At 53.9% G+C, this 22181-nt stretch carries 23 protein-coding genes; 7 read left to right on the top strand and 16 right to left on the bottom strand.

Features of this window, described 5'->3' with window-relative positions:
- Nucleotides 1–129: 129 nt before the first annotated feature.
- The gene (locus tag ACMYSN_RS08005; RefSeq protein WP_462498223.1) at nucleotides 130–1275 is read left to right on the top strand and encodes a pyridoxal phosphate-dependent aminotransferase; all 1146 of its coding nucleotides are present in this window, start codon (nucleotides 130–132) and stop codon (nucleotides 1273–1275) included.
- Here ACMYSN_RS08005 and ACMYSN_RS08000 read toward each other — a convergent pair whose 3' ends face one another.
- From ACMYSN_RS08000 to dsbG, 3 genes are all read right to left on the bottom strand, one after another.
- Complete coding sequence (locus ACMYSN_RS08000) at nucleotides 1276–1902, bottom strand: IbrB-like domain-containing protein (RefSeq protein WP_462497614.1); 627 nt, start codon at nucleotides 1900–1902, stop codon at nucleotides 1276–1278.
- A 75-nt stretch (nucleotides 1903–1977) separates the two neighbouring features.
- Complete coding sequence (locus ACMYSN_RS07995) at nucleotides 1978–2907, bottom strand: LysR family transcriptional regulator (protein WP_462497613.1); 930 nt, start codon at nucleotides 2905–2907, stop codon at nucleotides 1978–1980.
- A 194-nt stretch (nucleotides 2908–3101) separates the two neighbouring features.
- Complete coding sequence (gene dsbG / locus ACMYSN_RS07990; RefSeq protein ID WP_462497612.1) at nucleotides 3102–3848, bottom strand: thiol:disulfide interchange protein DsbG; 747 nt, start codon at nucleotides 3846–3848, stop codon at nucleotides 3102–3104.
- A 408-nt stretch (nucleotides 3849–4256) separates the two neighbouring features.
- Between dsbG and ahpC the strand changes: the two genes are divergently transcribed.
- Nucleotides 4257–4820, top strand: a complete 564-nt coding sequence (ahpC, locus tag ACMYSN_RS07985) for an alkyl hydroperoxide reductase subunit C (protein WP_123755926.1) — start codon at nucleotides 4257–4259, stop codon at nucleotides 4818–4820.
- Between the two features lie 179 nt (nucleotides 4821–4999).
- Nucleotides 5000–6565 (top strand): alkyl hydroperoxide reductase subunit F, encoded by a 1566-nt coding sequence (gene ahpF, locus ACMYSN_RS07980; protein WP_462497611.1) that lies wholly within the window; start codon nucleotides 5000–5002, stop codon nucleotides 6563–6565.
- A 101-nt stretch (nucleotides 6566–6666) separates the two neighbouring features.
- Here the strand turns inward: ahpF and uspG are convergent, their stop codons facing one another.
- The 4 genes from uspG to dcuC all read right to left on the bottom strand — a co-directional run bounded on the left by uspG (nucleotide 6667) and on the right by dcuC (nucleotide 10153).
- A complete protein-coding gene (gene uspG / locus ACMYSN_RS07975) occupies nucleotides 6667–7095 on the bottom strand; it encodes a universal stress protein UspG (RefSeq protein WP_123755928.1) in 429 nt (142 codons plus the stop codon).
- Nucleotides 7096–7305: 210 nt separating this feature from the next.
- The gene (gene rnk, locus ACMYSN_RS07970; RefSeq protein ID WP_462497610.1) at nucleotides 7306–7716 is read right to left on the bottom strand and encodes a nucleoside diphosphate kinase regulator; all 411 of its coding nucleotides are present in this window, start codon (nucleotides 7714–7716) and stop codon (nucleotides 7306–7308) included.
- 183 nt (nucleotides 7717–7899) lie between these two features.
- Nucleotides 7900–8697 carry a T2 family ribonuclease gene (gene rna / locus ACMYSN_RS07965; RefSeq protein ID WP_462497609.1) on the bottom strand — a complete coding sequence of 266 codons (798 nt, stop codon included), beginning with the start codon at nucleotides 8695–8697 and terminating at the stop codon, nucleotides 7900–7902.
- A gap of 85 nt (nucleotides 8698–8782) precedes the next feature.
- Nucleotides 8783–10153, bottom strand: coding sequence for an anaerobic C4-dicarboxylate transporter DcuC (gene dcuC, locus ACMYSN_RS07960; RefSeq protein WP_434585930.1), 1371 nt, complete (start codon nucleotides 10151–10153; stop codon nucleotides 8783–8785).
- 290 nt (nucleotides 10154–10443) lie between these two features.
- Between dcuC and pagP the strand changes: the two genes are divergently transcribed.
- Together pagP and cspE are read left to right on the top strand one after the other, a co-directional pair.
- A complete protein-coding gene (gene pagP / locus ACMYSN_RS07955) occupies nucleotides 10444–11019 on the top strand; it encodes a phospholipid:lipid A palmitoyltransferase (RefSeq protein WP_462497608.1) in 576 nt (191 codons plus the stop codon).
- A gap of 194 nt (nucleotides 11020–11213) precedes the next feature.
- Nucleotides 11214–11423: a transcription antiterminator/RNA stability regulator CspE gene (gene cspE / locus ACMYSN_RS07950; protein WP_004859511.1), complete on the top strand. Its 210-nt coding sequence runs from the start codon at nucleotides 11214–11216 to the stop codon at nucleotides 11421–11423.
- Nucleotides 11424–11480: 57 nt separating this feature from the next.
- Here cspE and crcB read toward each other — a convergent pair whose 3' ends face one another.
- The gene (gene crcB / locus ACMYSN_RS07945) at nucleotides 11481–11867 is read right to left on the bottom strand and encodes a fluoride efflux transporter CrcB (protein ID WP_434585928.1); all 387 of its coding nucleotides are present in this window, start codon (nucleotides 11865–11867) and stop codon (nucleotides 11481–11483) included.
- A gap of 82 nt (nucleotides 11868–11949) precedes the next feature.
- Between crcB and ACMYSN_RS07940 the strand changes: the two genes are divergently transcribed.
- Both ACMYSN_RS07940 and tatE read left to right on the top strand, forming a co-directional pair.
- Nucleotides 11950–12738, top strand: a complete 789-nt coding sequence (locus ACMYSN_RS07940) for a deaminated glutathione amidase (protein ID WP_462497607.1) — start codon at nucleotides 11950–11952, stop codon at nucleotides 12736–12738.
- A gap of 130 nt (nucleotides 12739–12868) precedes the next feature.
- Complete coding sequence (gene tatE, locus ACMYSN_RS07935) at nucleotides 12869–13075, top strand: twin-arginine translocase subunit TatE (protein ID WP_123755934.1); 207 nt, start codon at nucleotides 12869–12871, stop codon at nucleotides 13073–13075.
- A 245-nt stretch (nucleotides 13076–13320) separates the two neighbouring features.
- On the opposite strand, the gene lipA is transcribed toward tatE, so the two are convergent.
- The 8 genes from lipA to mrdA all read right to left on the bottom strand — a co-directional run bounded on the left by lipA (nucleotide 13321) and on the right by mrdA (nucleotide 22174).
- Nucleotides 13321–14286, bottom strand: coding sequence for a lipoyl synthase (gene lipA, locus ACMYSN_RS07930; protein WP_123755935.1), 966 nt, complete (start codon nucleotides 14284–14286; stop codon nucleotides 13321–13323).
- A gap of 170 nt (nucleotides 14287–14456) precedes the next feature.
- Nucleotides 14457–15392 carry a DNA-binding transcriptional regulator gene (locus ACMYSN_RS07925; RefSeq protein WP_462498222.1) on the bottom strand — a complete coding sequence of 312 codons (936 nt, stop codon included), beginning with the start codon at nucleotides 15390–15392 and terminating at the stop codon, nucleotides 14457–14459.
- Nucleotides 15393–15568: 176 nt separating this feature from the next.
- Nucleotides 15569–16210: a lipoyl(octanoyl) transferase LipB gene (gene lipB, locus ACMYSN_RS07920; RefSeq protein WP_462497606.1), complete on the bottom strand. Its 642-nt coding sequence runs from the start codon at nucleotides 16208–16210 to the stop codon at nucleotides 15569–15571.
- 101 nt (nucleotides 16211–16311) lie between these two features.
- Complete coding sequence (ybeD, locus tag ACMYSN_RS07915) at nucleotides 16312–16575, bottom strand: DUF493 family protein YbeD (protein WP_041144576.1); 264 nt, start codon at nucleotides 16573–16575, stop codon at nucleotides 16312–16314.
- A 113-nt stretch (nucleotides 16576–16688) separates the two neighbouring features.
- Nucleotides 16689–17888 carry a D-alanyl-D-alanine carboxypeptidase DacA gene (dacA, locus tag ACMYSN_RS07910; protein ID WP_123755939.1) on the bottom strand — a complete coding sequence of 400 codons (1200 nt, stop codon included), beginning with the start codon at nucleotides 17886–17888 and terminating at the stop codon, nucleotides 16689–16691.
- Between the two features lie 143 nt (nucleotides 17889–18031).
- A complete protein-coding gene (gene rlpA / locus ACMYSN_RS07905) occupies nucleotides 18032–19150 on the bottom strand; it encodes a septal ring lytic transglycosylase RlpA family protein (protein ID WP_462497605.1) in 1119 nt (372 codons plus the stop codon).
- Between the two features lie 10 nt (nucleotides 19151–19160).
- Nucleotides 19161–20273, bottom strand: coding sequence for a peptidoglycan glycosyltransferase MrdB (mrdB, locus tag ACMYSN_RS07900; protein WP_123755941.1), 1113 nt, complete (start codon nucleotides 20271–20273; stop codon nucleotides 19161–19163).
- Nucleotides 20273–22174, bottom strand: coding sequence for a peptidoglycan DD-transpeptidase MrdA (gene mrdA / locus ACMYSN_RS07895; RefSeq protein ID WP_123755942.1), 1902 nt, complete (start codon nucleotides 22172–22174; stop codon nucleotides 20273–20275). The genes mrdB and mrdA overlap by 1 nt, the downstream gene beginning before the upstream one ends.
- Nucleotides 22175–22181 lie beyond the last annotated feature (7 nt).

Raw genomic sequence — 22181 nt, 5'->3', positions numbered from 1 at the left:
TCAGGCGATAACCGATATAACATTAGCATTTAGACGTCTAAGCGTCTTGATTGCCAAATATTAACATCGTGTTATAGTGGCTTCAACAACAGCATTACAACTGGTCATCACATAATGAGCAATAAGCCACTGATTCCTGAAAGTAAACTCCCTTCACTGGGCACCACTATTTTTACGCAGATGAGCGCCCTGGCGCAGCAGCATCAGGCGATTAATTTGTCGCAGGGATTCCCGGATTTCGACGGGCCGCGCTACCTGCAAGAGCGCCTGGCGCACCATGTTGCGCAGGGGGCTAACCAGTATGCGCCGATGACCGGTGTCCCGGCGCTGCGTGAGGCGATTGCCGATAAAACCGCAGAGCTGTATGGCTATCGTCCTGATGAGAACAGCGATATTACCGTCACCGCTGGTGCCACCGAAGCGCTGTATGCGGCGATCACCGCGCTGGTGCGTCGTGGCGATGAGGTGATCTGTTTTGACCCTAGCTACGACAGCTACGCCCCGGCGGTGGAGCTGTCCGGCGGGGTGTTGAAACGTATTGCCCTGCAGCCGCCACATTTTCGCGTGGACTGGTCACAGTTTGCCGCCGCGTTGAGCGAGCGGACCCGGCTGGTGATCCTCAATACCCCGCACAACCCGTCGGCGACGGTGTGGCAGCGCGAGGATTTCGCGGCGCTGTGGCAGGCGATTGCTGAGCATGAGATCTATGTGATTAGCGACGAGGTGTACGAGCACATCTGTTTTGCGCCGGACGGACATGCCAGCGTGCTGGCACATCCTCAGCTGCGCGAGCGGGCGGTGGCGGTGTCGTCATTCGGTAAAACCTTCCACATGACCGGCTGGAAAGTGGGCTATTGCGTGGCGCCTGCGGCGATAAGCGCCGAGCTGCGCAAAGTGCATCAGTATCTGACCTTCGCGGTGAATACGCCTGCCCAGCTGGCGATCGCCGATATGCTGCGTAATGAGCCTGAGCATTATCGCCAGCTCCCGACGTTCTATGGTGAACGCCGTGACCTGTTTGTGGAAGCGCTGCGCGCCAGTCGTCTGGAGATTTTACCCTGCGAGGGCACCTACTTCCTGCTGGCCGATTACAGCGCCATTTCCGATCTCGATGATGTGAGCTTCTGTCGCTGGCTGACGACCGACGTGGGCGTGGCGGCCATTCCGCTGTCGGTATTCTGCGCCGATCCGTTCCCGCACAAGCTGATACGTCTGTGTTTTGCCAAACAGCCGGCGACCCTGCTGGCAGCCGCAGAACGTCTGTGTCAGCTGTAGTTATTTGACGGTCCACGCCTGAGAAAATTGCCGGTCGCCGAACAGTTCCACCAGACCGTTAATTTGCTTCAGGCGTAACACTTCATCTGCATCCATCCCCAGCTCCTGACTGATTTTATCGTCCGACCAGCCGAGTTTCGCCAGCTCCTGGACGATGTCTGACATCGCATGGATCTGATGGCGGCCCCTGGCGCGGTTATGGCGAATGGTCGAGGCCATTAATGCATCACGTCTGGAGCTACTGCTCTCCAGGCAGGCGATCGGGATATAACCATTGAGCTGTTGTTTTAACGGTGTTTTACCTTTAGCCAGTTCATGACGGTGGAATCCATCCACGATGGTGTAACGCGTGTCATCCTTTCTGAGCACCACGACAGGCTGGGTAAACCCGTCCGATTGAAGAGACGTCAGCAGCAGACGCTTTTCCGGCGGTGCCAGATTGTTAGGGTTGTAATCGTTAGGTGAAACGCTCTCTTGTTTTACCCATAACACACAGTCAACGGGGTGCGATTTGAACGGGCTGTGATGGTGTAAAAGCTGGCGGAAGGCGTTCAGCGCCTCGATGCGATCGGCTTCCGGCAAGGTGTTCAGGTAGTGGTCAAGGTTATGCATTATTTGTTGTCGCATAGGATCCCCCATTGTTGGCGTTTTTGGTTGATGCGTTCGCGGTTGCGTTGATAGTACCTGGCCCTTGTCTGACCGTTATTTATTTGGTTGGTTTATTAGTTGTTGTTTATTTATTTTTGCTGTGTTTGTTTTTATCAGCGATGTGAAGGGCTGCGTATTCATCCGGTTTCGGCTATAAATGATGTAAGTCATCAGCGAAGGTACCGTTACAGGTAGCACTTTCAGATTCAGGTTGAAAAGTGGATGTTCGAAAACCATTTTTGGAATAAATCCGATCAAATCGCTTTGGTTGATCATATCGATAATTGCCATTAACGAGTCGCTGCGAAAGGCAATAGTGTGTGGTGGAAATAATTTTTTCGTTTGCGAATGGAAGATTTTTACGCCGGGATCATTGGTGATATAGCCTGTGAAGTTTGCGTCGCGAACCGCTTCGGCGGAGGTCATCTCCGCAGCCCTTGGGTGGCTCTGGCGGCACACGAGCGCCATTTCAACCTCCTGAAAAGGCTGGCACAGGGTCTCCGGGCTTGCATGCGGAGATAACGTTAGTATCAGGTCCGCTTTGCGCTGTGAAAGTAACGTCTCTACCGTTTCGCCCATCAGTTGCAGGTTGTGGTGCTCCACCTGCAAAGTGGGAAACTGATACAGAGCGCTGATTAGCCGAGATGTTTCAGGCGTAATAATGAGCTGCGGGCTATAGATAACAAAGCGTTTTCTTAAGTCGATATCGCCGGCGTGGTTGAGCGTCTGTTCAAGTTGGTACAGGTTTTTTTCAAGCCGGGCATACAGTCTGGTGGCAGTCTCGGTGGGTGCAATCCCTTTCCCGCTGCGAATAAAAAGAGGGTCATTGAACTGATTACGCAGTCGCTGTAAAGACTGACTAACCGCTGAAGGGGTAATAAACAGGGTTTCCGCCGCCCGACTGATGCTCAGATGCCGATAGACGCAGGTAAAAATAACCAATAAGTTAAGGTCAAATTTTTTAAGGCCATACAGATTCGCCATGGCTAATATCCATATTCAGTCGTGGTGTTGAGTGTTATTTATTATTTGTTATTTGTATTTTATTGGCTTTAATAATTATTTATGTGAATTAATCAGGCGCTAGCGATAATTTATAGCAAATGTATCTGACTCGCGCCTGATTAGCCAGTCTCTTTTACTGCAAGAGCCTGGCGGGATATGATATTTAACGCGGGCTATTTATCTCCCATGATAGCCGGTAATTTATCGGCTTCAGGCAACCCGACCACCTGTTGCAACATATTCTCTTTATTCATGTAGTAAATCGCCGGCGTAGCGTTGGCCCCGAGCTGATCCATGAGCTGTTGGTTATCGCTGACGACTTTCATCTTGTCCGAGGAAAGATTGCCGGGGATATCAATTTTCACCTTGCCGCCGGACTGCTCGTAGTCATGCCAGGTTTGAGCCGGGTCAGGGGTAGCCAGAATGGCGGCAGCGGTCGCCTGGCTTTCTGGTTTGATAACGCCGACTAACAGGGTACGGATCTGAACTTTACCTGACTCGACCCACGGGCGGGCCTGTTGCCAGAACTGCAGGCAGTAGGGGCAGAAAGGATCGGCAAAGACATACAGGATAACCGGCGCCTCTTTTTTCCCTTCCAGCAACCAGCTAGCGGCTTCCATTTTTTTCCACATGGCCTGTCCTGCCGGGGTGTAGAGTTCTTTCTGGAACAACTGCTCACTGAGGTTGTTGCCGTTTTCGTCGTACATGTAGCCGGAAATGGCATGCTTGCCGTCTGGCGTCAGATAGATGGCGACGCCCATGTCCTGGTATTTCCCCAGCCAGCCTTTCACACCACCCGGCGCCTCGAAGGGTTTGATAATGGTGATACCCTGTTTTTCTATCGCTTTTACGGGTGCCGGAAGATCTTCTGCCTGGCTAAAAAAGGGTAAAAAACTCAGAAAAAGCAGACGCTTAAACATAATCATTCCTTGTTAAATCAATGCGTAAGGTGAAGGCATGGTACAGCCTATTACAGTTATAGGTAAGACCTGCTGATGGGCCGATTGCCCTTTGAATCTACGGATGGTGTAATCGGCCTGCTGTTACATTAAGGTTAATGTAGAGCGCAACGCATAGCCAGCTTGTCTGGCACTGAACCTACCTGCGGGTATTTCAGGTAACGGGGCCGCCTGAATAAGGTGGCCTTTTTACCTTCAGGGCTGTGGGATGCAAAAGTAGCGAAAAGTGGCGTTCATCGCGACAGGTTCACAAAGTTGTCTTGTTGCGGTTGTTAGATATCGCTTATTGATTTGATAATGCAAACGCATTGGTCGAATCAGGAAAAGTTCGTTAACTTAGACCTCAACGAAAACACGGAGGAAGTATAGATGTCCTTGATTAACACTAAGATCAAACCTTTTAAAAACCAGGCATTCAAAAACGGTGAGTTCATCGAAGTCACTGAGAAAGACACCGAAGGCCGTTGGAGCGTATTCTTCTTCTATCCGGCTGACTTCACCTTCGTATGTCCGACCGAGCTGGGCGACGTTGCTGACCATTACGAAGAACTGCAGAAACTGGGCGTAGACGTGTATTCCGTTTCTACCGACACCCATTTCACCCACAAAGCATGGCACAGCAGCTCTGACACCATCGCAAAAATCAAATATGCGATGATCGGTGACCCGACTGGCGCCCTGACCCGTAACTTCGAAAACATGCGTGAAGATGAAGGCCTGGCTGACCGTGCCACCTTCGTTGTTGACCCGCAGGGTATCATCCAGGCCATCGAAGTTACCGCTGAAGGTATCGGCCGTGACGCTTCTGATCTGCTGCGTAAAATCAAAGCGGCTCAGTACGTTGCTTCTCACCCAGGCGAAGTCTGCCCGGCGAAATGGAAAGAAGGCGAAGCGACGCTGGCTCCATCTCTGGACCTGGTCGGCAAGATCTAAAAATTCCGTTGTCTTTCAGGCCAACGCTGCCTTGGCGTGACGTGAAATTCATAAGAATTTATGTGCATATATCGGGTGCTCAGGCGCCCGATTCTCACGACAAACCCCATGATGCAAGCCGCATTCAGGTTGTCTTATAAGGCAGCTTGCATGATGACGTTTTTAGAGAGGGAAGAACCATGCTCGATACCAACATGAAAACCCAGCTTAAGGCCTACCTTGAGAAACTGACTAAGCCAGTTGAGCTGATTGCCACACTGGATGACAGTGCCAAATCGGCGGAAATCAAGGAACTGCTGGTTGAAATCGCCGAACTGTCGGAAAAAGTGACCTTCAAAGAAGACAACAGCTTGCCTGTCCGCAAGCCTTCTTTCCTGATCGCCAATCCTGGCTCGCTTCAGGGGCCGCGTTTTGCCGGCTCGCCGCTGGGACACGAGTTCACCTCTCTGGTGCTGGCGCTGCTGTGGACCGGCGGTCATCCTTCGAAAGAGACCCAGTCTCTGCTGGAGCAGATTAGCGCGCTGGACGGTGATTTTGAGTTCGAAACCTACTACTCGCTCTCCTGCCACAACTGCCCGGACGTGGTGCAGGCGCTGAACCTGATGGCGGTGCTAAACCCGCGTATTAAGCATACCGCGATTGACGGCGGCACCTTCCAGAACGAGATAACCGATCGCAACGTCATGGGCGTGCCGGCGGTGTACCTCAATGGCAATGAGTTTGGTCAGGGTCGTATGACGCTGGCGGAAATTGTTGCGAAGGTCGATACCGGCGCGGAAAAACGGGCGGCAGAAGAGCTGAACAAACGTGATGCCTATGACGTGCTGATTGTTGGTTCCGGCCCGTCAGGCGCCGCTGCTGCGGTCTACTCTGCACGTAAAGGTATTCGTACCGGACTGATGGGTGAGCGTTTCGGTGGCCAGGTGCTGGATACCGTCGATATCGAAAACTATATCTCGGTACCGAAAACGGAAGGGCAGAAGCTGGCCGGGGCGTTAAAAGCCCACGTCAACGACTATAACGTCGATGTGATTGACTCTCAGAGTGCGGCAAAACTGACCCCGGCAGCGGTTGAAGGCGGCCTGCATCAGGTTGAAACCGCCTCGGGCGCGGTGCTGCAAGCGCGTAGCGTGATCATTGCCACCGGTGCGAAATGGCGTAACATGAACGTACCGGGTGAAGACCAGTATCGTACCAAAGGGGTGACCTATTGCCCGCACTGCGACGGCCCGCTGTTTAAAGGTAAGCGTGTGGCGGTCATCGGCGGCGGTAACTCCGGCGTTGAAGCGGCCATCGATCTGGCCGGGCTGGTTGAGCACGTTACGCTGCTGGAGTTCGCCCCAGAGATGAAAGCGGATCAGGTGCTGCAGGATAAAGTCCGCAGCCTGAAAAATGTCGATATCATTCTGAACGCGCAGACCACGGAAGTGACCGGCGACGGCAGCAAAGTCACCGGCCTGCAGTATCGCGACCGGGTGAGCGGCGATGAACACCATGTTGCGCTGGCGGGGATTTTTGTGCAGATCGGATTGTTGCCGAACACCACCTGGCTGGAAGGCACCATTGAACGCAATCGGATGGGTGAAATTATCATCGATGCGAAATGCGAAACTAACGTCAAAGGCGTGTTTGCTGCGGGCGACTGCACCACCGTGCCGTACAAACAGATTATTATCGCCGCGGGCGAAGGGGCGAAAGCATCCCTGAGCTCCTTTGATTATCTGATTCGCACCAAAACAGCATAAAAAAAGCGTAAGACTATACCTGCATATCAAAGAGGCTACCCATGGGTAGCCTCTTTTCTTTTTTTCTTTTTTTCTTTTCTTTCTGGTCAGCGCGGAGACGCTTATCTGACCACCATCACCGGGATATGGGCATGGCGAATAACGCTCGAGGCATTAGAGCCGAGCAGATGGGTACTGATTGACGGATTGCGGGAACCAATCACCACCACATCGGCTTTAATCTCATTCGCCAGCTCGTTCACCATATCGCGCACGTTGCCAAAACGGACGTGCATTTTTATCCGCGACGGGTCGATGCTGAAATGACCGGCCATGGTTTTCAGCCGGGTCTCCGCCTCGTGCTGTAAATGCTCTTCAAAGCGACGCAGATCGGCGGTAAAACGGCTCATCGTGAAGCTGGACGACCCGGGTAATACGTGGAGCAGGTGAATAATCCCGTCCTGCTGGGCCAAAAATTCCGCGTGGCGGACGGCCTTGTCGCTCAACTCCATCTCAAAAACATCAACCGGCATAATGATAGTGTTATACATATGCATTCCTCCTTGTTCGACTGTTTCTATATCAACACATTATACAAGCTTATAGTGTCATTCAGGTCGCAAAACTGTCGGCTCAGGCGCAAAGGGGCGTAAAATTTTGTCAGGTGTCAGTAGGGGCAAGGAGAGGGGCAGAAACGAGAGGCAGAAAGAGGATGCAGGGCATCCTCTGAATAAAGCGTAATGCTTCAGGCAGCGGAGGAATTAACGATGGTACTCACCGGCGGCTTCTGGCTGGTACAGCAGCTCAAGCACCTCAAGGTGTGCCGCAGCGCCACCCGGTAATTCCCAGTGAATGGTGCTGCCGACTTTCAGCCCGAGCAGCGCTGCGCCGACGGGGGCGAGCACCGAAAGCTGAGTGGCGCTATCGGTGACCTGCGAAGGAAACACCAACGTCCGCACGCGCTCTTCACCGCTGGTCAAATCACGAAATCTGACTTTGCTGTTCATACTGACAACATCGTGCGGCATCGCCGCCGGTGCCAGCATCTGTGCGCGATCCAGTTCGTCGTTCAGCGCGTCTGCGACCGGGGAATTGGCATAAGCAGGCTGCTCCAGCAGCTTGTCGATGCGTTCGGCATCAAGCTCATTAATGATGATTGCGGGTCTGGTCATCGCATACTCCATGTTATCCAGGAACCTGTCCGTAAAAGAAAACCCTCACCGAAAAGGGCAAGGGTTAATGTCTTCCCATCATACTGAGACTTGTCGGTAGTTTGAAGTGATTAAACGCACATTAACTCACGTTCACTGTGAGGTGATGCTGACATTTATCCGTTCAGGTTACCCGCGCTGCGGTCAGTTGCCAGCTTTATCAATAATAAACTGCTGGCCGCAATTCCCCGGGTGTGGCTGGGGCAGGAAGGAGTCGGCAGATAGGGGCTGGTTGATGGCGGTCGCTTTGATGGCGATTTGTATTTCGGTCAGATAGGACGGATTACCGTTACAGGTTAGCCTGAATGCTTTGACGCTTTGCTTACCGTAGGTCTGGGCGATTGCCGCATAGAAGTCGTCACGGCTGACTTTTTGCCCGTAGTGTTTCACCAGGAAAGCGCCCAGCGAACTGCGTTTCACGTCTTCATCAAGGCGCACCATCGTCCCGAAGTAGCTATCGGGGTCGAAACCAAAACAGACGCCGTGTTTGGCGTATTCGTACCGCTCAAGGCACGAATTGCCGCCCGCACCGGGCATCACGCTATTGAGTTTGTTGGCCATCTCCAGCGACAAACCGGTCTCGGCGGCCTGGCATTTTTTACTGCCTTTCACTTCCGGCATATTGGGCACCGGGCGCGTGGCACAACCAAAACGCATCCAGCGTCGCTCGTCAACCCCACGGGCCGCAACGGATTTCGGCAGCCCCGGCCAGAGACCGTGAACCGTCAAGAAATCGGCTTTGTTGGGCAACTCCTGCTGCAAACGGCACTCTTCTGGTTCGCTGCGGTTGCGGTCATACATGCTCTGGCAGAACCCCGTTTGCCATGACAAAGCCAGCACGTAGCGGTCAAAATCGCCATATTGCGTTGCGGTGAGCGGTTCAGCACCGGCCTGGGTTGCCGTTAATAAGAGGGCAAGGGCGGCGAATTCCTTCCTGAACATGTTTATTCCTGGTGGTGGATGACAATGATTTACAGGAAAATATTAAAGCACAAAAAAGGCGCCTGCTGGCGCCTTTTCGCGTTTATTACATGGCGCTGCCGGGGACCAGCACTTCAGTGGCGATAATCACCACCACCAGCCCGACGATCACCGGAACGGAGGTGCGTTTCACCACTTCAAACGGCGATATTTTCGCCATGCCGGCCACCGCTACCACGACACCAGAAACCGGTGAAATCGTGCGGCCGAGGTTAGAGGCCTGCAGCATCGGAATCGACAGGTAGGCCGGGTTGATGCCCGACGAATGGGCCAGCTTGGGGATCATCTCCACGAAGGCGTAGAACGGGGCGTTACCAGAACCGGTGGTCATGGCTGCGAGCATGGTGAGGATCACCAGCACCAGCATCAAAATAATGCTCGCCGAACCAAACGAGGTGGCAATGGAAATCAGGCTGTTAATAAAGCCGATGGTACTCAGCCCCTGGGCGAAGACCCCGGCGGCGACTAACAGCATGACTACGCCGGCAAACGCATCGGCCATCCCACGGTAGGCGACTTCCAGCCCCGCGAAGACGTTTTGCGTATTGAAACCGCGGAAGAATTCCAGCACTGCCGCCAGCAGCATGCAGATCACCAGAATGGCGATAATATGCAGTTCCGGACCCCATTTGCCGTCAAAAATCAGCACGCCGATAATCGGCGTAAACGGCAGCAGGGCATAGAAGGAAGGGGCGGTGGTGGTGATTTCATTCACATCGAGCATTTCATGAACGACGTTCTCTTTTTTATCCAGATAGCGCTGCCAGAAGAAGTGGGCGATGGCCATGCTGATAATCGCGACGATGGAAATCGGCAGAGTGGTTTTAAACGCGAAGTCGATTAACGGCATTTCCGCCGCTTTGGCGGCCAGCACCACGTCACCAGAGGTCGGCGAGAGAATAATCGCGGCCGGCGAGGCGCAAATGGCGGCGGCGGCGCCACGACTGATCCCGACGTTAACCATGACCGGGAACAGGGTTGCCATCAGCAGTACGCCAAGGCCGGTGGCCGATGAGACGGCCAGCGACATCAGGCAGGCCACGAAGTAGGCCGCAATCATCAGCAGATAGGGGGAGTTAATGTAGCGCAGCGGTTTTGAGGCCAGTTTGACCACCATGTCGTTGGCGCCAATATGGGTCATGTAGGTGGCAAATCCGCAGAGCATCATGATCATCATGCCGAGATCGCCGCCACGGCTCATCAGCAGGATTTTGACGTATTCGATAATATCCGTGGCGGAATAACCGGTGCTTTTTGTCTCACCCGGTAAAATCTTATGTCCCATCAACGCGCTGACGATCAGCAGTGTCAAACCGCCAACAAACAGCACGCCGGTGGCGGAGTACCCTTTGATGATATAGCGGGCCACCCCCACAATGACCACAATCCCAATGAGGATTTCAACTAGCGTAAGCATTATTTACCCCTAAGCCCTTAACCAAAAGAATATGCTAATAAATAAACTGAAGAAAAAATTAAGTGAGCGAATGTGCCGAAAAAATGGGCGAAACATGCTGATGCAAATCAATAAATCGATGAGAATCCGGTGCTCATCAACGAAGGGGAGGCGATCATCACAAAATGCGAAAGACGAATGCGGAGGTTTTCTCGGGGCAAAAACAGGAATTTGCCTGGTTTCGTTAAGGTAATATTAAGTTTACACTTGTTATCTTTGTGAGTTCTAGCATAGACATTGGTAATAAAATAGTGTTTAAACAACGTCAGATCGTACCGTTTTTCCTCGTTCTCCTTGGGATCTTGCTCTCTTGCCGCGCGGCGAATGCGTCGTTTAGTTCGACGATTAGCGACGGGTATACCACCTTAAGCAATAACGTGGCGCAAACCTGGCAGGAACCTGAGCATTACGATCTGTATGTTCCCGCGATCACCTGGCATGCCCGCTTCGCTTACGACAAAGAAAAAACCGATAAGTACAATGAACGTCCCTGGGGGGCGGGGTTTGGTGTAACGCGTTGGGATGACAAAGGTAACTGGCATGGCCTGTACCTGATGGCGTTTAAAGACTCATATAACAAATGGGAGCCCATCGGCGGCTACGGCTGGGAAAAAACCTGGCGTCCGTTGGCGGACGAAAACTTCCATCTGGGCCTCGGCTACACGTTGGGCGTGACGGCACGAGACAACTGGAAGTACATTCCAATTCCGGTAATATTGCCTTTGGCATCAATTGGTTATGGGCCTGCTACTTTCCAGATGACCTATATCCCCGGCACCTATAATAACGGCAACGTTTACTTCGCGTGGGCTCGTATTCAGTTTTAAATCTGGCATAACTTAGCAGTAAAAGAGATAAACCGTCACTCCTGTGCAAAAACAACAACTAAGGCGTGGCCCACTAAAAAAGATAGCGACTTTTGTCACTTTTTAACAAAGTTAGGCTGGACAAAAGGCACCGCAATTGGTGTACTGGTGTCCGACACAGATTAGTGTCTTTTTTTCATATAAAGGTAATTTTGATGTCTAAGATTAAAGGTAACGTTAAGTGGTTTAATGAGTCCAAAGGATTCGGTTTCATTACTCCGGAAGATGGCAGCAAAGATGTATTCGTACATTTCTCTGCAATCCAGTCCAACGGTTTCAAAACTCTGGCTGAAGGTCAGCGTGTAGAGTTCGAAATCACTAACGGTGCCAAAGGCCCTTCTGCTGCAAACGTAAACGCTATCTAAGCATTACGTCAGTAGAATATAAAAACCCGCGTTTAGCGGGTTTTTTTTTGCCTGTTGTCAGCGACTGGCGTGGGAAAAGATCCAGAATGCCGCCGCGGTCATGGCAAATGAGCCTAACAAATTGACCACGATATTGAGCAGCGCCCAGCTGAAGCGGCCCTGTTGCAGCAGGAACACGACTTCTGCGGAGAAGGTAGAGAAGGTGGTCAGCCCGCCGCAGAATCCGGTGGTGATCAGCAGCTTCCACATCGGGTCAACGTCGGTCAGGCGGTTAAACCATGCCAGCCCGGCACCAATGATAAACGCGCCCAGCAGGTTCGCTGTCAGCGTACCGATGGGAATCGCATGATGCATTGGATTGAACTTCATACCTAACCACCAGCGCAACACGCTGCCGGTGCCGCCACCAACAAAAACGGCTAAAAGTAGTTGTGACACACTCATTCCCTGCTAATCAGTTAATATAGAAACGAGTGTAGCGCGCACACTGCGTGGCTGGCTACGAAATACCTGAGGGGAGACAACGATGTTGGCTGCTGCTGGACAATTTGCCGTCACGCCGGACTGGAAAACCAATGCGCAAACCTGCGTTGAGTTGATGAAGCAGGCGGCCGGGCAGGGCGTATCCTTGCTGGTTTTACCGGAAGCATTACTGGCTCGTGACGATAGCGACCCTGATTTATCGGTCAAATCGGCGCAGGAGATCGATGGGGGCTTTCTGCAGCAGCTGTGTGAGGAGAGCCGAAGCAACGCGCTCACCACGGTGCTGACGGTGCATGTCCCTTCTGGTGAAGGACGAGCAACCAACACGCTGGTGGCGATACGCCAGGGTGAGGTTATCGCGCAGTACCAGAAGCTCCATCTCTATGATGCCTTTTCGATGCAGGAGTCGCGGCTTGTCGATGCGGGTCAGCAGATCCCTTCGCTGATTGAGGTCGACGGGATGCGGGTTGGCCTGATGACCTGCTACGATCTACGCTTCCCTGAGCTGGCGTTAGCGTTGGCGCTGGAGGGGGCTGACGTGCTGGTATTACCGACGGCGTGGGTGCGCGGGCCGATGAAAGAGCATCACTGGACTACGCTACTGGCGGCCAGGGCGCTGGACACGACCTGTTACCTGGTGGCGGCAGGAGAGTGCGGTACCCGTAATATCGGCCAAAGCCGGATTGTCGATCCGCTGGGGATGACGCTAGCAGGGGCGACGGACCGGCCGCAGATGATTGTCGCCGACCTGTCTGGCGAGGTGCTCCGCCAGGTACGCGAACGTTTGCCGGTCTTAATGAACCGGCGCTTTGCGCCACCGCAATTATTGTGACGTTTTTTTAAACAAGGCTTGATTCACCTTGTTACAGATTGCTATTGTGTCCGCGCGTCAAATAGCCGTTAATTGTTCGCGTGTATGATGGCGTATTCGCAGCGTGTATTAGAGAAGAAGGTTGTAAGCTATGGGTGAGATTAGTATTACCAAACTGCTGGTGGTCGCAGCACTGATTATCTTAGTGTTTGGTACCAAAAAATTACGTACGCTGGGTGGAGACCTGGGTTCCGCTATCAAAGGCTTCAAAAAAGCCATGAATGATGACGATGATAGTGCGAAAAAAACCAGTGCGGAAGCAGAAGCTCCGGCACAGAAACTCTCTCATAAAGAGTAATTAAAGGCGCGTTCCCCGACGACGGGAAGGTGTAACCGTCAGGCACGAGCCTGAACGTCAGAAGAGGCTGCAGCGCAAACCGCTGTGGCCTTTTTTATGGCCGCGTTTCGGTAAAGATGATGGCTGAAGGCCCAAAAATGCAACCAGGTGTTACAGGGGGCGGTAAAATGGGAAGGCGAGGGCTGGAAGGGGAAGACAGACCGCTGCGCGAAAGGCTTCACGCAGCGGTAAGGACGCGGTGAAGGTTACTTCACTTCCATCCCTTTGGCTTGCAGGTCGGCGTGGTAGGAAGAACGCACGAACGGGCCACAGGCCGCATGGGTGAAGCCCATTGCCAGCGCTTCGGCTTTCATCTCTTCAAACTCATCCGGGCTGACGTAACGCTGAACCGGCAGGTGGTGACGGCTCGGCTGCAGGTACTGACCCAGGGTGAGCATGGTAACGCCATGACGGCGCAGGTCACGCATGACCTCGATGATCTCTTCGTTGGTTTCGCCAAGACCCACCATCAGGCCTGATTTGGTCGGGATCTCCGGGTGCGCTTCTTTAAAACGCTCCAGCAGCTTCAGCGACCAGTTATAATCAGCGCCCGGACGAACCTGACGATACAGACGCGGCACGTTTTCCAGGTTGTGGTTAAACACGTCTGGCGGCGTCACGGTGAGGATATCCAACGCACGATCCATACGGCCACGGAAGTCTGGGACCAGAGTCTCAATCTTGATCGTCGGGTTTTTCTCACGGATCGCGCTGATACAATCGGCAAAGTGCTGAGCACCACCATCGCGCAGGTCATCGCGGTCAACGGAGGTTACAACGACATAGCGCAGCGCCATGTCGGCGATGGTTTGCGCCAGTTTCTGCGGTTCATTGGCATCCGGTGTGACCGGGCGGCCGTGGGCTACGTCGCAGAACGGGCAGCGGCGGGTACAAATCGCGCCGAGGATCATAAAGGTTGCGGTACCGTGGTTGAAGCACTCCGCCAGGTTTGGGCAAGATGCTTCTTCGCACACGGAGTGCAGGCCGTTCTTACGCATCGCTGCTTTGATACCCTGGATACGGGATGAGTCAGCCGGAAGTTTGATTTTCATCCATTCCGGTTTTCTGAGCAGAGCTTCACGCTCAGTTGCCACGTTTTTCACCGGGATAAGGGCCATTTTATCGGCGTCGCGGTACTTAACACCGCGTTCCATCACAATGGGTTTACTCATAGCGTGCGTGTTCCAGTTGCGAGTCACGAAAGAAAGCGAATCAATTCAAGGAAATGTTGTATTTATCAACTATTTTTGAATTAAGGACAGGCAGTATATCATCGATACGGGACAGAAAGCAGCCTGCCCGTTCGGCAAATTGTAAAATAGTTGTTGTTTTCTGCTTCCCCTCACGGGTTTTCCTGCCGGAACGCCTGACGGACCATCTCGATAATGTCATTCAGTAACGATTCCTGGGCGCTGAGCCGGTTGTAATGCAGCGAGACATCAATACGTTCCTGCTGCAGGCGCGGGTAGTCGATCGCCACAAGCGGCCAGGTCTGCGACATCATGGCAAACATGCGTTCCGGCATCAGACCAAGCATATCGCTGTGGCCGATCATGGCCGCCTGGGTAAACAGATTGTAACTGCTGAAGCCGCAGCGGCGATCCCCCAGCTGCTCCTGCAGCTGACGGTGGATGGCGGGGTAACGCTGGCCTTCCGGCAGGATCAGCGCAAACTCATAGCGCTGCAGGTTCTCATCGCTCAGCGGCATCTGCAGAACCGGATGTCCCTCCCGGCAGTACATCACCAGTCGATCCTGAAACAGCAGATGGTGGGCGATAAGCTGACCGCTGTGGGCGAAGCTGTCGATCAGTAGATCAACCTGACGTTGATTCAGCTGGTTGGTGGCATCGGTAATGGCGACGTTATGCAGCAGCACCTGCGGAAAGCGCTGTTTCAGCACTTTGGCGATATCGGGAAGGATTAAGGCCCCGATGTTCGGCGAGGTCGCCACGGTAATAACGCGTTGCTGATGGGCGCTGCCGGCTAAATCCAGCGCGCTCAGGAACGACTCCATCCCCTGACTGATGTACTGGTGAAGATGGGTGGCGTAAGCCGTGGGCGTGACGCCCTGACCTTTACGGATAAACAGCGGGTCGGGGAAGAGGGTGCGAAGTTTGTTAATCGACTGGCTGATGGCCGAGGGGGTGATATTCAGGACTTTTGCGGCATTAACGATGCCCTTATGAACATACACCGCTTCAAAAATAGTCAGCAGGTTAAGATCCACATTGCGTAATACACGCAGTACCTGGCGGTCGTGATGTCGCTCCTGCGGTATGGGTAATTCGGGTGAAGGCTTATTATTGTCCACTCAGTGATTCCTGTGATCGTGCATAGCGCAAGTATAGCGGTCAGTCGCTCGGTCGTGAGTGGCATTTAATTGCAAATATAATGACTTAACGAGAAATGATGGCAGGATATTGCACCCCGGAGGGCGCAAAGAGAGAAAAATGATTACGCGGTCACAAACTCGTGTGGCGGATGGTCGAGCAAGGCCAGCAGGCTGGTTACCAGATGGGGGGCTACCATCGTCGGCGTGATATCGGGCTGCCACTGACGCATCTGCGCCATCTCCATGCCAGCATATCCGCAGGGGTTGATGCGCTGGAACGGTGCCAGATCCATGGCGATATTTAACGCCAGGCCATGGAATGAGCATCCTTTACGGATGCGTAGACCGAGTGAACAGATTTTTTGCTCACCGACATAGACGCCAGGGGCATCGGCACGCGGATGCGATGCTATATCGTACTCCGCGAGGGTGTTAACGACGGTTTGCTCCAGCAGCGTCACCAGCTCGCGTACGCCAAGCTTGCGGCGTTTGAGATTCAGCAGGACGTACATCACCTGCTGTCCCGGCCCGTGATAGGTGACCTGACCGCCGCGGTCGCTTTGAATCACCGGGATATCACCGGGAACCAGAACGTGTTCGGCTTTTCCTGCCTGGCCCTGGGTAAAGACCGGGTGATGTTCTACCAGCCAGATTTCATCCAGGGTTGTCTCATCGCGGGTGTCGGTAAAGTCATGCATTGCCTGCGAGACAGGTTCATAAGGTTGCAGGCCAAGTTGACGGATAAGGATTTTATTATGCTGCAAAACAACGTCTCCGCAGAGAGAGAAGTGACTTAAGGAGGCGAGTATATCACAGCAGGGTGGGAGAGAGATGACCCGGCGCCAGGGCCGGGTCAGGGAATGGATTACAGCACCATCCGGACGATTTCAATATTGCCCAGCTCTTCGTACAGGGTTTCGACCTGCTCGATATGGGTCGCGTTGATGGTGATAGAGACCGAGTGGTAGTTACCCTTGCTGCTCGGTTTTACTTGCGGAGAGTAATCACCAGGCGCATGGCGCTGTACCACTTCCACCACCTGATCAACCAGCTCAGGCAACGCCTGCCCCATTACTTTGTAAGTAAATGGAGTAGGGAATTCAAGCAGTTCGTTAAGTTTGGTTTTCATGTCAGCTCCGGTGTTACGACAAAAAATAATAACTCCCACGTGGGTGGGAGTTATCAGGTTACTTTGATGATTAGTATATGGGGATGTAAATCACACTTTCAAGTGTTCGATTTTTAACCAAACCAGTGGTGGAACATTAACTTAATGTAATCAATCATTTTGCCGAAGAAATTGCCTTCTGGAATTTCCTGCAGGACCACCAGCGGGCGTTGATCGATGGTTTTGCCATCCAGCTGGAAGTTAATGGTGCCGACCACCTGGTTTTTCTGCAGCGGCGCGTGCAGTTCGGTGTTGTTCAGAACATAGCTGGCTTTCAGGTCTTTCATGCGTCCGCGTGGGATAGTCAGATAAACATCTTTATCGACACCCAGTGAAGCGCGATCGCTGTCGCCAAACCAGGCTGGCTCGGAAGAGAACTCTTTACCGGCTTTCAGCGGGTTAACCGTTTCAAAGAAGCGGAAGCCCCAGGTCAGCAGTTTTTTGCTTTCGGATTCACGACCTTTAAAGGTACGACCGCCCATCACCGCGGAGATCAGACGCATCTGGCCTTCGGTGGCGGATGCCACGAGGTTATAGCCTGCTTTGTCGGTATGGCCGGTTTTAATGCCATCAACGTTCAGGCTGTTGTCCCACAGCAGACCGTTACGGTTCATCTGACGGATACCGTTAAAGGTGAACTCTTTTTCTTTATAGATGGTGTATTCGTTCGGCACGTCGCGGATCAGCGCCTGACCAATCAACGCCATATCGCGCGCGGAGCTGTACTGGCCCTCAGCGTCAAGACCATGAACGGTCTGGAAGTGGCTGTTTTTCAGGCCCAGCGCGTTGACGTAGCTGTTCATCAGGCTGACAAATGCATCCTGGCTGCCGGCAACATAGTCGGCCATCGCCACGCAGGCGTCGTTACCGGATTGCAGGTTGATACCACGGATCAGCTGAGATACCGGGACCTGCATACCAGGCTTGAGGAACATCAGCGAGGAGCCTTTAAACACCGGGTTACCGGTCGCCCACGCATCGTTACCGACGGTTACCAGATCGGATTCTTTAAATTTACCCGCTTTCATGGCCTGGCCGATAACGTAGCTGGTCATCATTTTGGTCAGACTGGCCGGGTCACGACGGGCATCGGCATTGTTCTCTGCCAGCACTTTGCCTGAGTTGTAATCGATAAGGACCCAGGACTCTGCATCAATCTGCGGTGCGCCTGGGATCATGGTTTTGAGGTTCAGGTCATCGGCGTGGGCAGCGGAGGAGAGCGCCGCAACGGAGAGGGCCGTAGCGAGTAAACGTGCGGTGAAAGAGGTCTTCATGGTCTGAACAACGGCATCCGTGATCGAGTTTAAAAAAGTGCCTTACTATAACAAATGCTCTGTGGGCCTTCATCCGAGATTGCGCATGACTTTGTTAATGACTTTTTCATGCGCATAACAATCCGGAGAGCGACCACGCGTGTTTAGTTGGCGTGAGTAATAAATGATTGCAGCTGGGCTTCACTTTGCAGACGCTGTTGTACGGTGCTGGCCTGCGCTTTACTGGCGAACGGGCCTAGCTGAATGCGCCATACTGCGCCGTTCTGCATCACGCGGCCAGGAACGGAAAACTGCTGGCTGAGACGCTGCTGATATTGCTGTGCGCGAGCCTGATCGCTGACGGCACCAACCTGAACGACAAAATCGCCGCTGGCGCTGGCCGTCGATGCGACCGCTGCGGTCGTTGCCGTCGCCGCTGCGGCGGCTGCCGGAGCTGGCGTGACGCTACCCTGAACAGAGCCTGGTGCGGTCACCGGTGCGGTTTGCACCGCCGGTTCGCTGCTTTCCAGTACGCCGTTGTTCAGCGGTGTCGGCGCGCCAAGGAAGCCGCTGCTGTTCACCGGCGCACCCATATTGTCTTCCGGTTTCAGCGTGGAGTTGCTGATGGCGCGCACATTGTCCTGGCTTGCCGGGTCGGTTGAGACAGCGCCGCCGCCGCCGTCCAGATCAGGACGGGCAGGTAACGCATAGGTTTGTTTGGCGACGGTAGTACAGGCCATGCCCGGACCAGAGAGCGATCCGTCTGGTGCGACGATGATCGGATCGATACGCACTTTGGTGTTGTTCGAGGTATTCAGTCGATCGGCGGAGGCGCGTGAGAGCGAAATGACGCGATCGTTGCCGTACGGGCCACGATCGTTAATGCGCACCACGATCATGCGACCGTTGGCCGTGTTGGTTATCCGCACGTAGCTCGGGATCGGCAGCGTAGGGTGCGCGGCGGTGAGCTGCGTCGGATCGAAAGCCTCGCCGGAAGCGGTCAGGTTGCTGTTGGGTTCCGCGTCATAAATGGCGGCCAGACCGGTCTGAGTAAAGTTAGACGGATCCTGGACGATTTTATAACTTTTCCCATCGCGCTCGTAATCCTGATTCGCCGTGGCATTGGGCGTTTCATAGTGCGGATCGGCACCGCTGATTTCCACGCTTGGGCCATTACAAACCGGCGGCTGTGGCGTGCTGACCGTTTTCTGTTGAACGTCTTCACCCGAACATGCCGCCAGCAGCACTGCTGCTATGCAGATCCCCAGCCATTGCTTACGCATCGCAAACCCCTTAAACGCTTTTCGACAACATTTTTCTGTGGGTGTGGATCGACATTACGATACCAAACCCGGCCATCAATACGATCAGGGCGGAGCCCCCGTAGCTGACCAGCGGCAACGGTACCCCCACCACTGGTAAAATACCACTCACCATACCAATATTTACGAAGACATAAACGAATAAAATCAACATTAAACCACCGGCCATGACGCGCCCGAAGGTGGTTTGCGCCTGGGCGGCAATCCACAGCCCACGCATGATCAGTAGAATGTAGAGCGCCAGCAGAACCAGAACGCCAATCAGGCCAAGCTCTTCGGCCAGGACCGCAAAGATAAAGTCGGTATGGCGCTCTGGCAGAAACTCCAGCTGTGACTGGGTGCCGTGCAGCCAGCCTTTGCCGCGTAGCCCGCCGGAACCGATGGCTATCTTCGACTGGATGATATGATAACCGGCGCCCAGCGGATCGGTTTCCGGGTCGAGCAGCATCATTACACGCTGACGCTGATAATCATGCATCAGGAAGAACCACAGAATCGGTATGAACGCCGCAACCAGCACCACCGCCACGCCAATCAGACGCCAGCTCAGGCCGGACAGGAACAGCACGAACAGGCCCGACAGAGCGACCAGGATCGAGGTTCCGAGGTCAGGCTGCGCGGCCACCAGCAGCGTCGGCAGGAAAATCAGCACCAGCGCGATGGCGGTGTTTTTCAGCGAAGGCGGGCAGACGTCACGGTTGATAAAGCGCGCAACCATCAACGGCACCGCGATTTTGGCGATTTCCGAGGGCTGGAAGCGGACAATGCCGAGGTCCAGCCAGCGCTGTGCGCCTTTGGAGATAGCGCCGAAGGCGTCAACCGCCACCAGCAGAATAATACAGAAGATATAGAGATAGGGCGCCCAGCCTTCATAAACCCGCGGTGGGATTTGCGCCATGACGATCATGATAACAATCCCCATGGCGATCTGGCCGATTTTACGCTCCATCATGCCCATATCCTGACCGCTGGCGCTCCAGATAACCAGCGCGCTGTAGGTCAGCAGCGCCAGCAGAATAAGGAGCATGGTGGGGTCGAGATGGATTTTATCCCATAGCGATTTTTTGTTCGGATTATCGGTCATTATTGATCCTCGCCCGCCGTCGCCGCCGGGCTTTCGCTCGGCAGGTTTGTGTTGTTGTCACCCAGCATTATGTGGTCGAGAATTTGGCGCATGATGGTACCGACCGCCGGGCCAGCACCGCCGTTCTCAAGAATAATGGCAACCGCAACTTCGGGGTTGTTATAGGGGGCAAACGCCGTCATGAGTTTATGGTCACGCAGACGTTCGGCGATTCTGTGCGCATTATAGGTTTCGTTGGCTTTCAGGCCAAAGACCTGCGCAGTACCGGATTTAGCGGCAATTTTATAGGGCGCGTTGGCGAAGTATTTATGGGCGGTACCGTTGCCACGGTTGGCCACGCCGAACATTCCGTCTTTGGCGATCTCCCAAAAACCGGAGTGAATATCGCCGACTGGTGGTTCGTGCGGCTGCACCCAGGGCACCTGTTTACCATCTTCGACCGTGCTTTGCAGCAGGTGTGGCACTTTGACCACGCCGTCGTTAATCAGGATCATCAGCGCCTTGTTCATCTGAATCGGGGTGGCAGTCCAGTAGCCCTGACCGATACCGACCGGAATGGTGTCGCCCTGGTACCAGGGCTTTTTAAAGCGTTTTAGCTTCCATTCACGGGTGGGCATATTCCCGGAACGCTCTTCCGACAGGTCAATCCCGGTGTAGTGGCCGTAACCGAATTTGCTCATCCACTCAGAGAGACGGTCGATGCCCATGTCGTAGGCCACCTGGTAGAAATAGGTATCCGCAGACTCTTCGAGAGCTTTGGTCACGTTCAGATGGCCGTGGCCCCATTTTTTCCAGTCGCGATAGCGTTTGTCAGAACCCGGCAACTGCCACCAGCCCGGATCGAACAGGCTGGTATTGCGAGTGATGACGTTAGCGCTAAGTGCCGATACCGCCACGTAAGGTTTTACCGTCGATGCTGGCGGGTAGACCCCTTGGGTCGCGCGGTTGACCAGCGGGGTGTTGGGGTCGTTCAGCAGCCCGGAGTAGTCTTTGCTGGAGATGCCGTCAACGAACAGGTTCGGGTCGTAGCTCGGCGTGGAGACCAGTGCGAGGATGCTGCCGGTGCGCGGGTCGGTGACGACCACCGCAGCACGGCTGCCGGCGAGCAGCGTCTCAATATACTGTTGCAGCTTGAGGTCGAGGGTCAGGTAGATATCGCGCCCGGCCTGCGGCGGCACCTCTTTGAGCTGGCGGATGACGCGGCCACGGTTGTTAACCTCGACCTCTTCATATCCGGTCTGACCGTGCAGCACGTCTTCATAGTAGCGTTCGATCCCCAGCTTGCCGATATCATGGGTTGAGGCATAGTTGGCCAGCTTGCCCTCTTTATCCAGGCGGTCGACGTCTTTATCATTAATTTTGGAGACGTAGCCAATCACGTGGGTCAGGGCGGAGTTATAGGGATAGTAACGACGTTTGTAGCCTTTGACTTCTACGCCCGGGAAACGGTACTGATTGACCGCAAAGCGAGCCACCTGGACTTCGCTGAGGTTGACCTTAACGGGAATAGAGGTGAAGCGGTGAGAACGCGCGCGCTCTTTCTTAAAGTTGGCGACATCGTCATCGGTCAGATCGATGACGTCGCGCAGCGCGTCCAGCGTTTGCTGCACATTATCGACTTTTTCCGGCATCATCTCCAGCTGGTAGATAGTGCGGTTCAGCGCCAGGGGGGTACCGTTGCGATCGTAGATAATACCGCGGCTCGGCGGGATCGGGACCAGCTTAATACGGTTTTCGTTTGAGCGTGTTTGATAGTCGGTGTAACGAACAATCTGCACGTTATAAAGGTTGGCAACCAGTATGCCGGTAAGCAGCAAAATCCCCAAAAAAGCGACCAGCGCCCGGCGCACAAACAGCGAGGATTCAGCCGAATAGTCGCGGAAAGAATTCTGTAATTTCATTCGCTGC

The organism is Klebsiella sp. R445, assembly GCF_051131755.1.
Classification (GTDB): Bacteria; Pseudomonadota; Gammaproteobacteria; order Enterobacterales; family Enterobacteriaceae; genus Klebsiella; species Klebsiella lignicola.
This window is presented reverse-complemented; position numbering and strand designations above follow the sequence as displayed.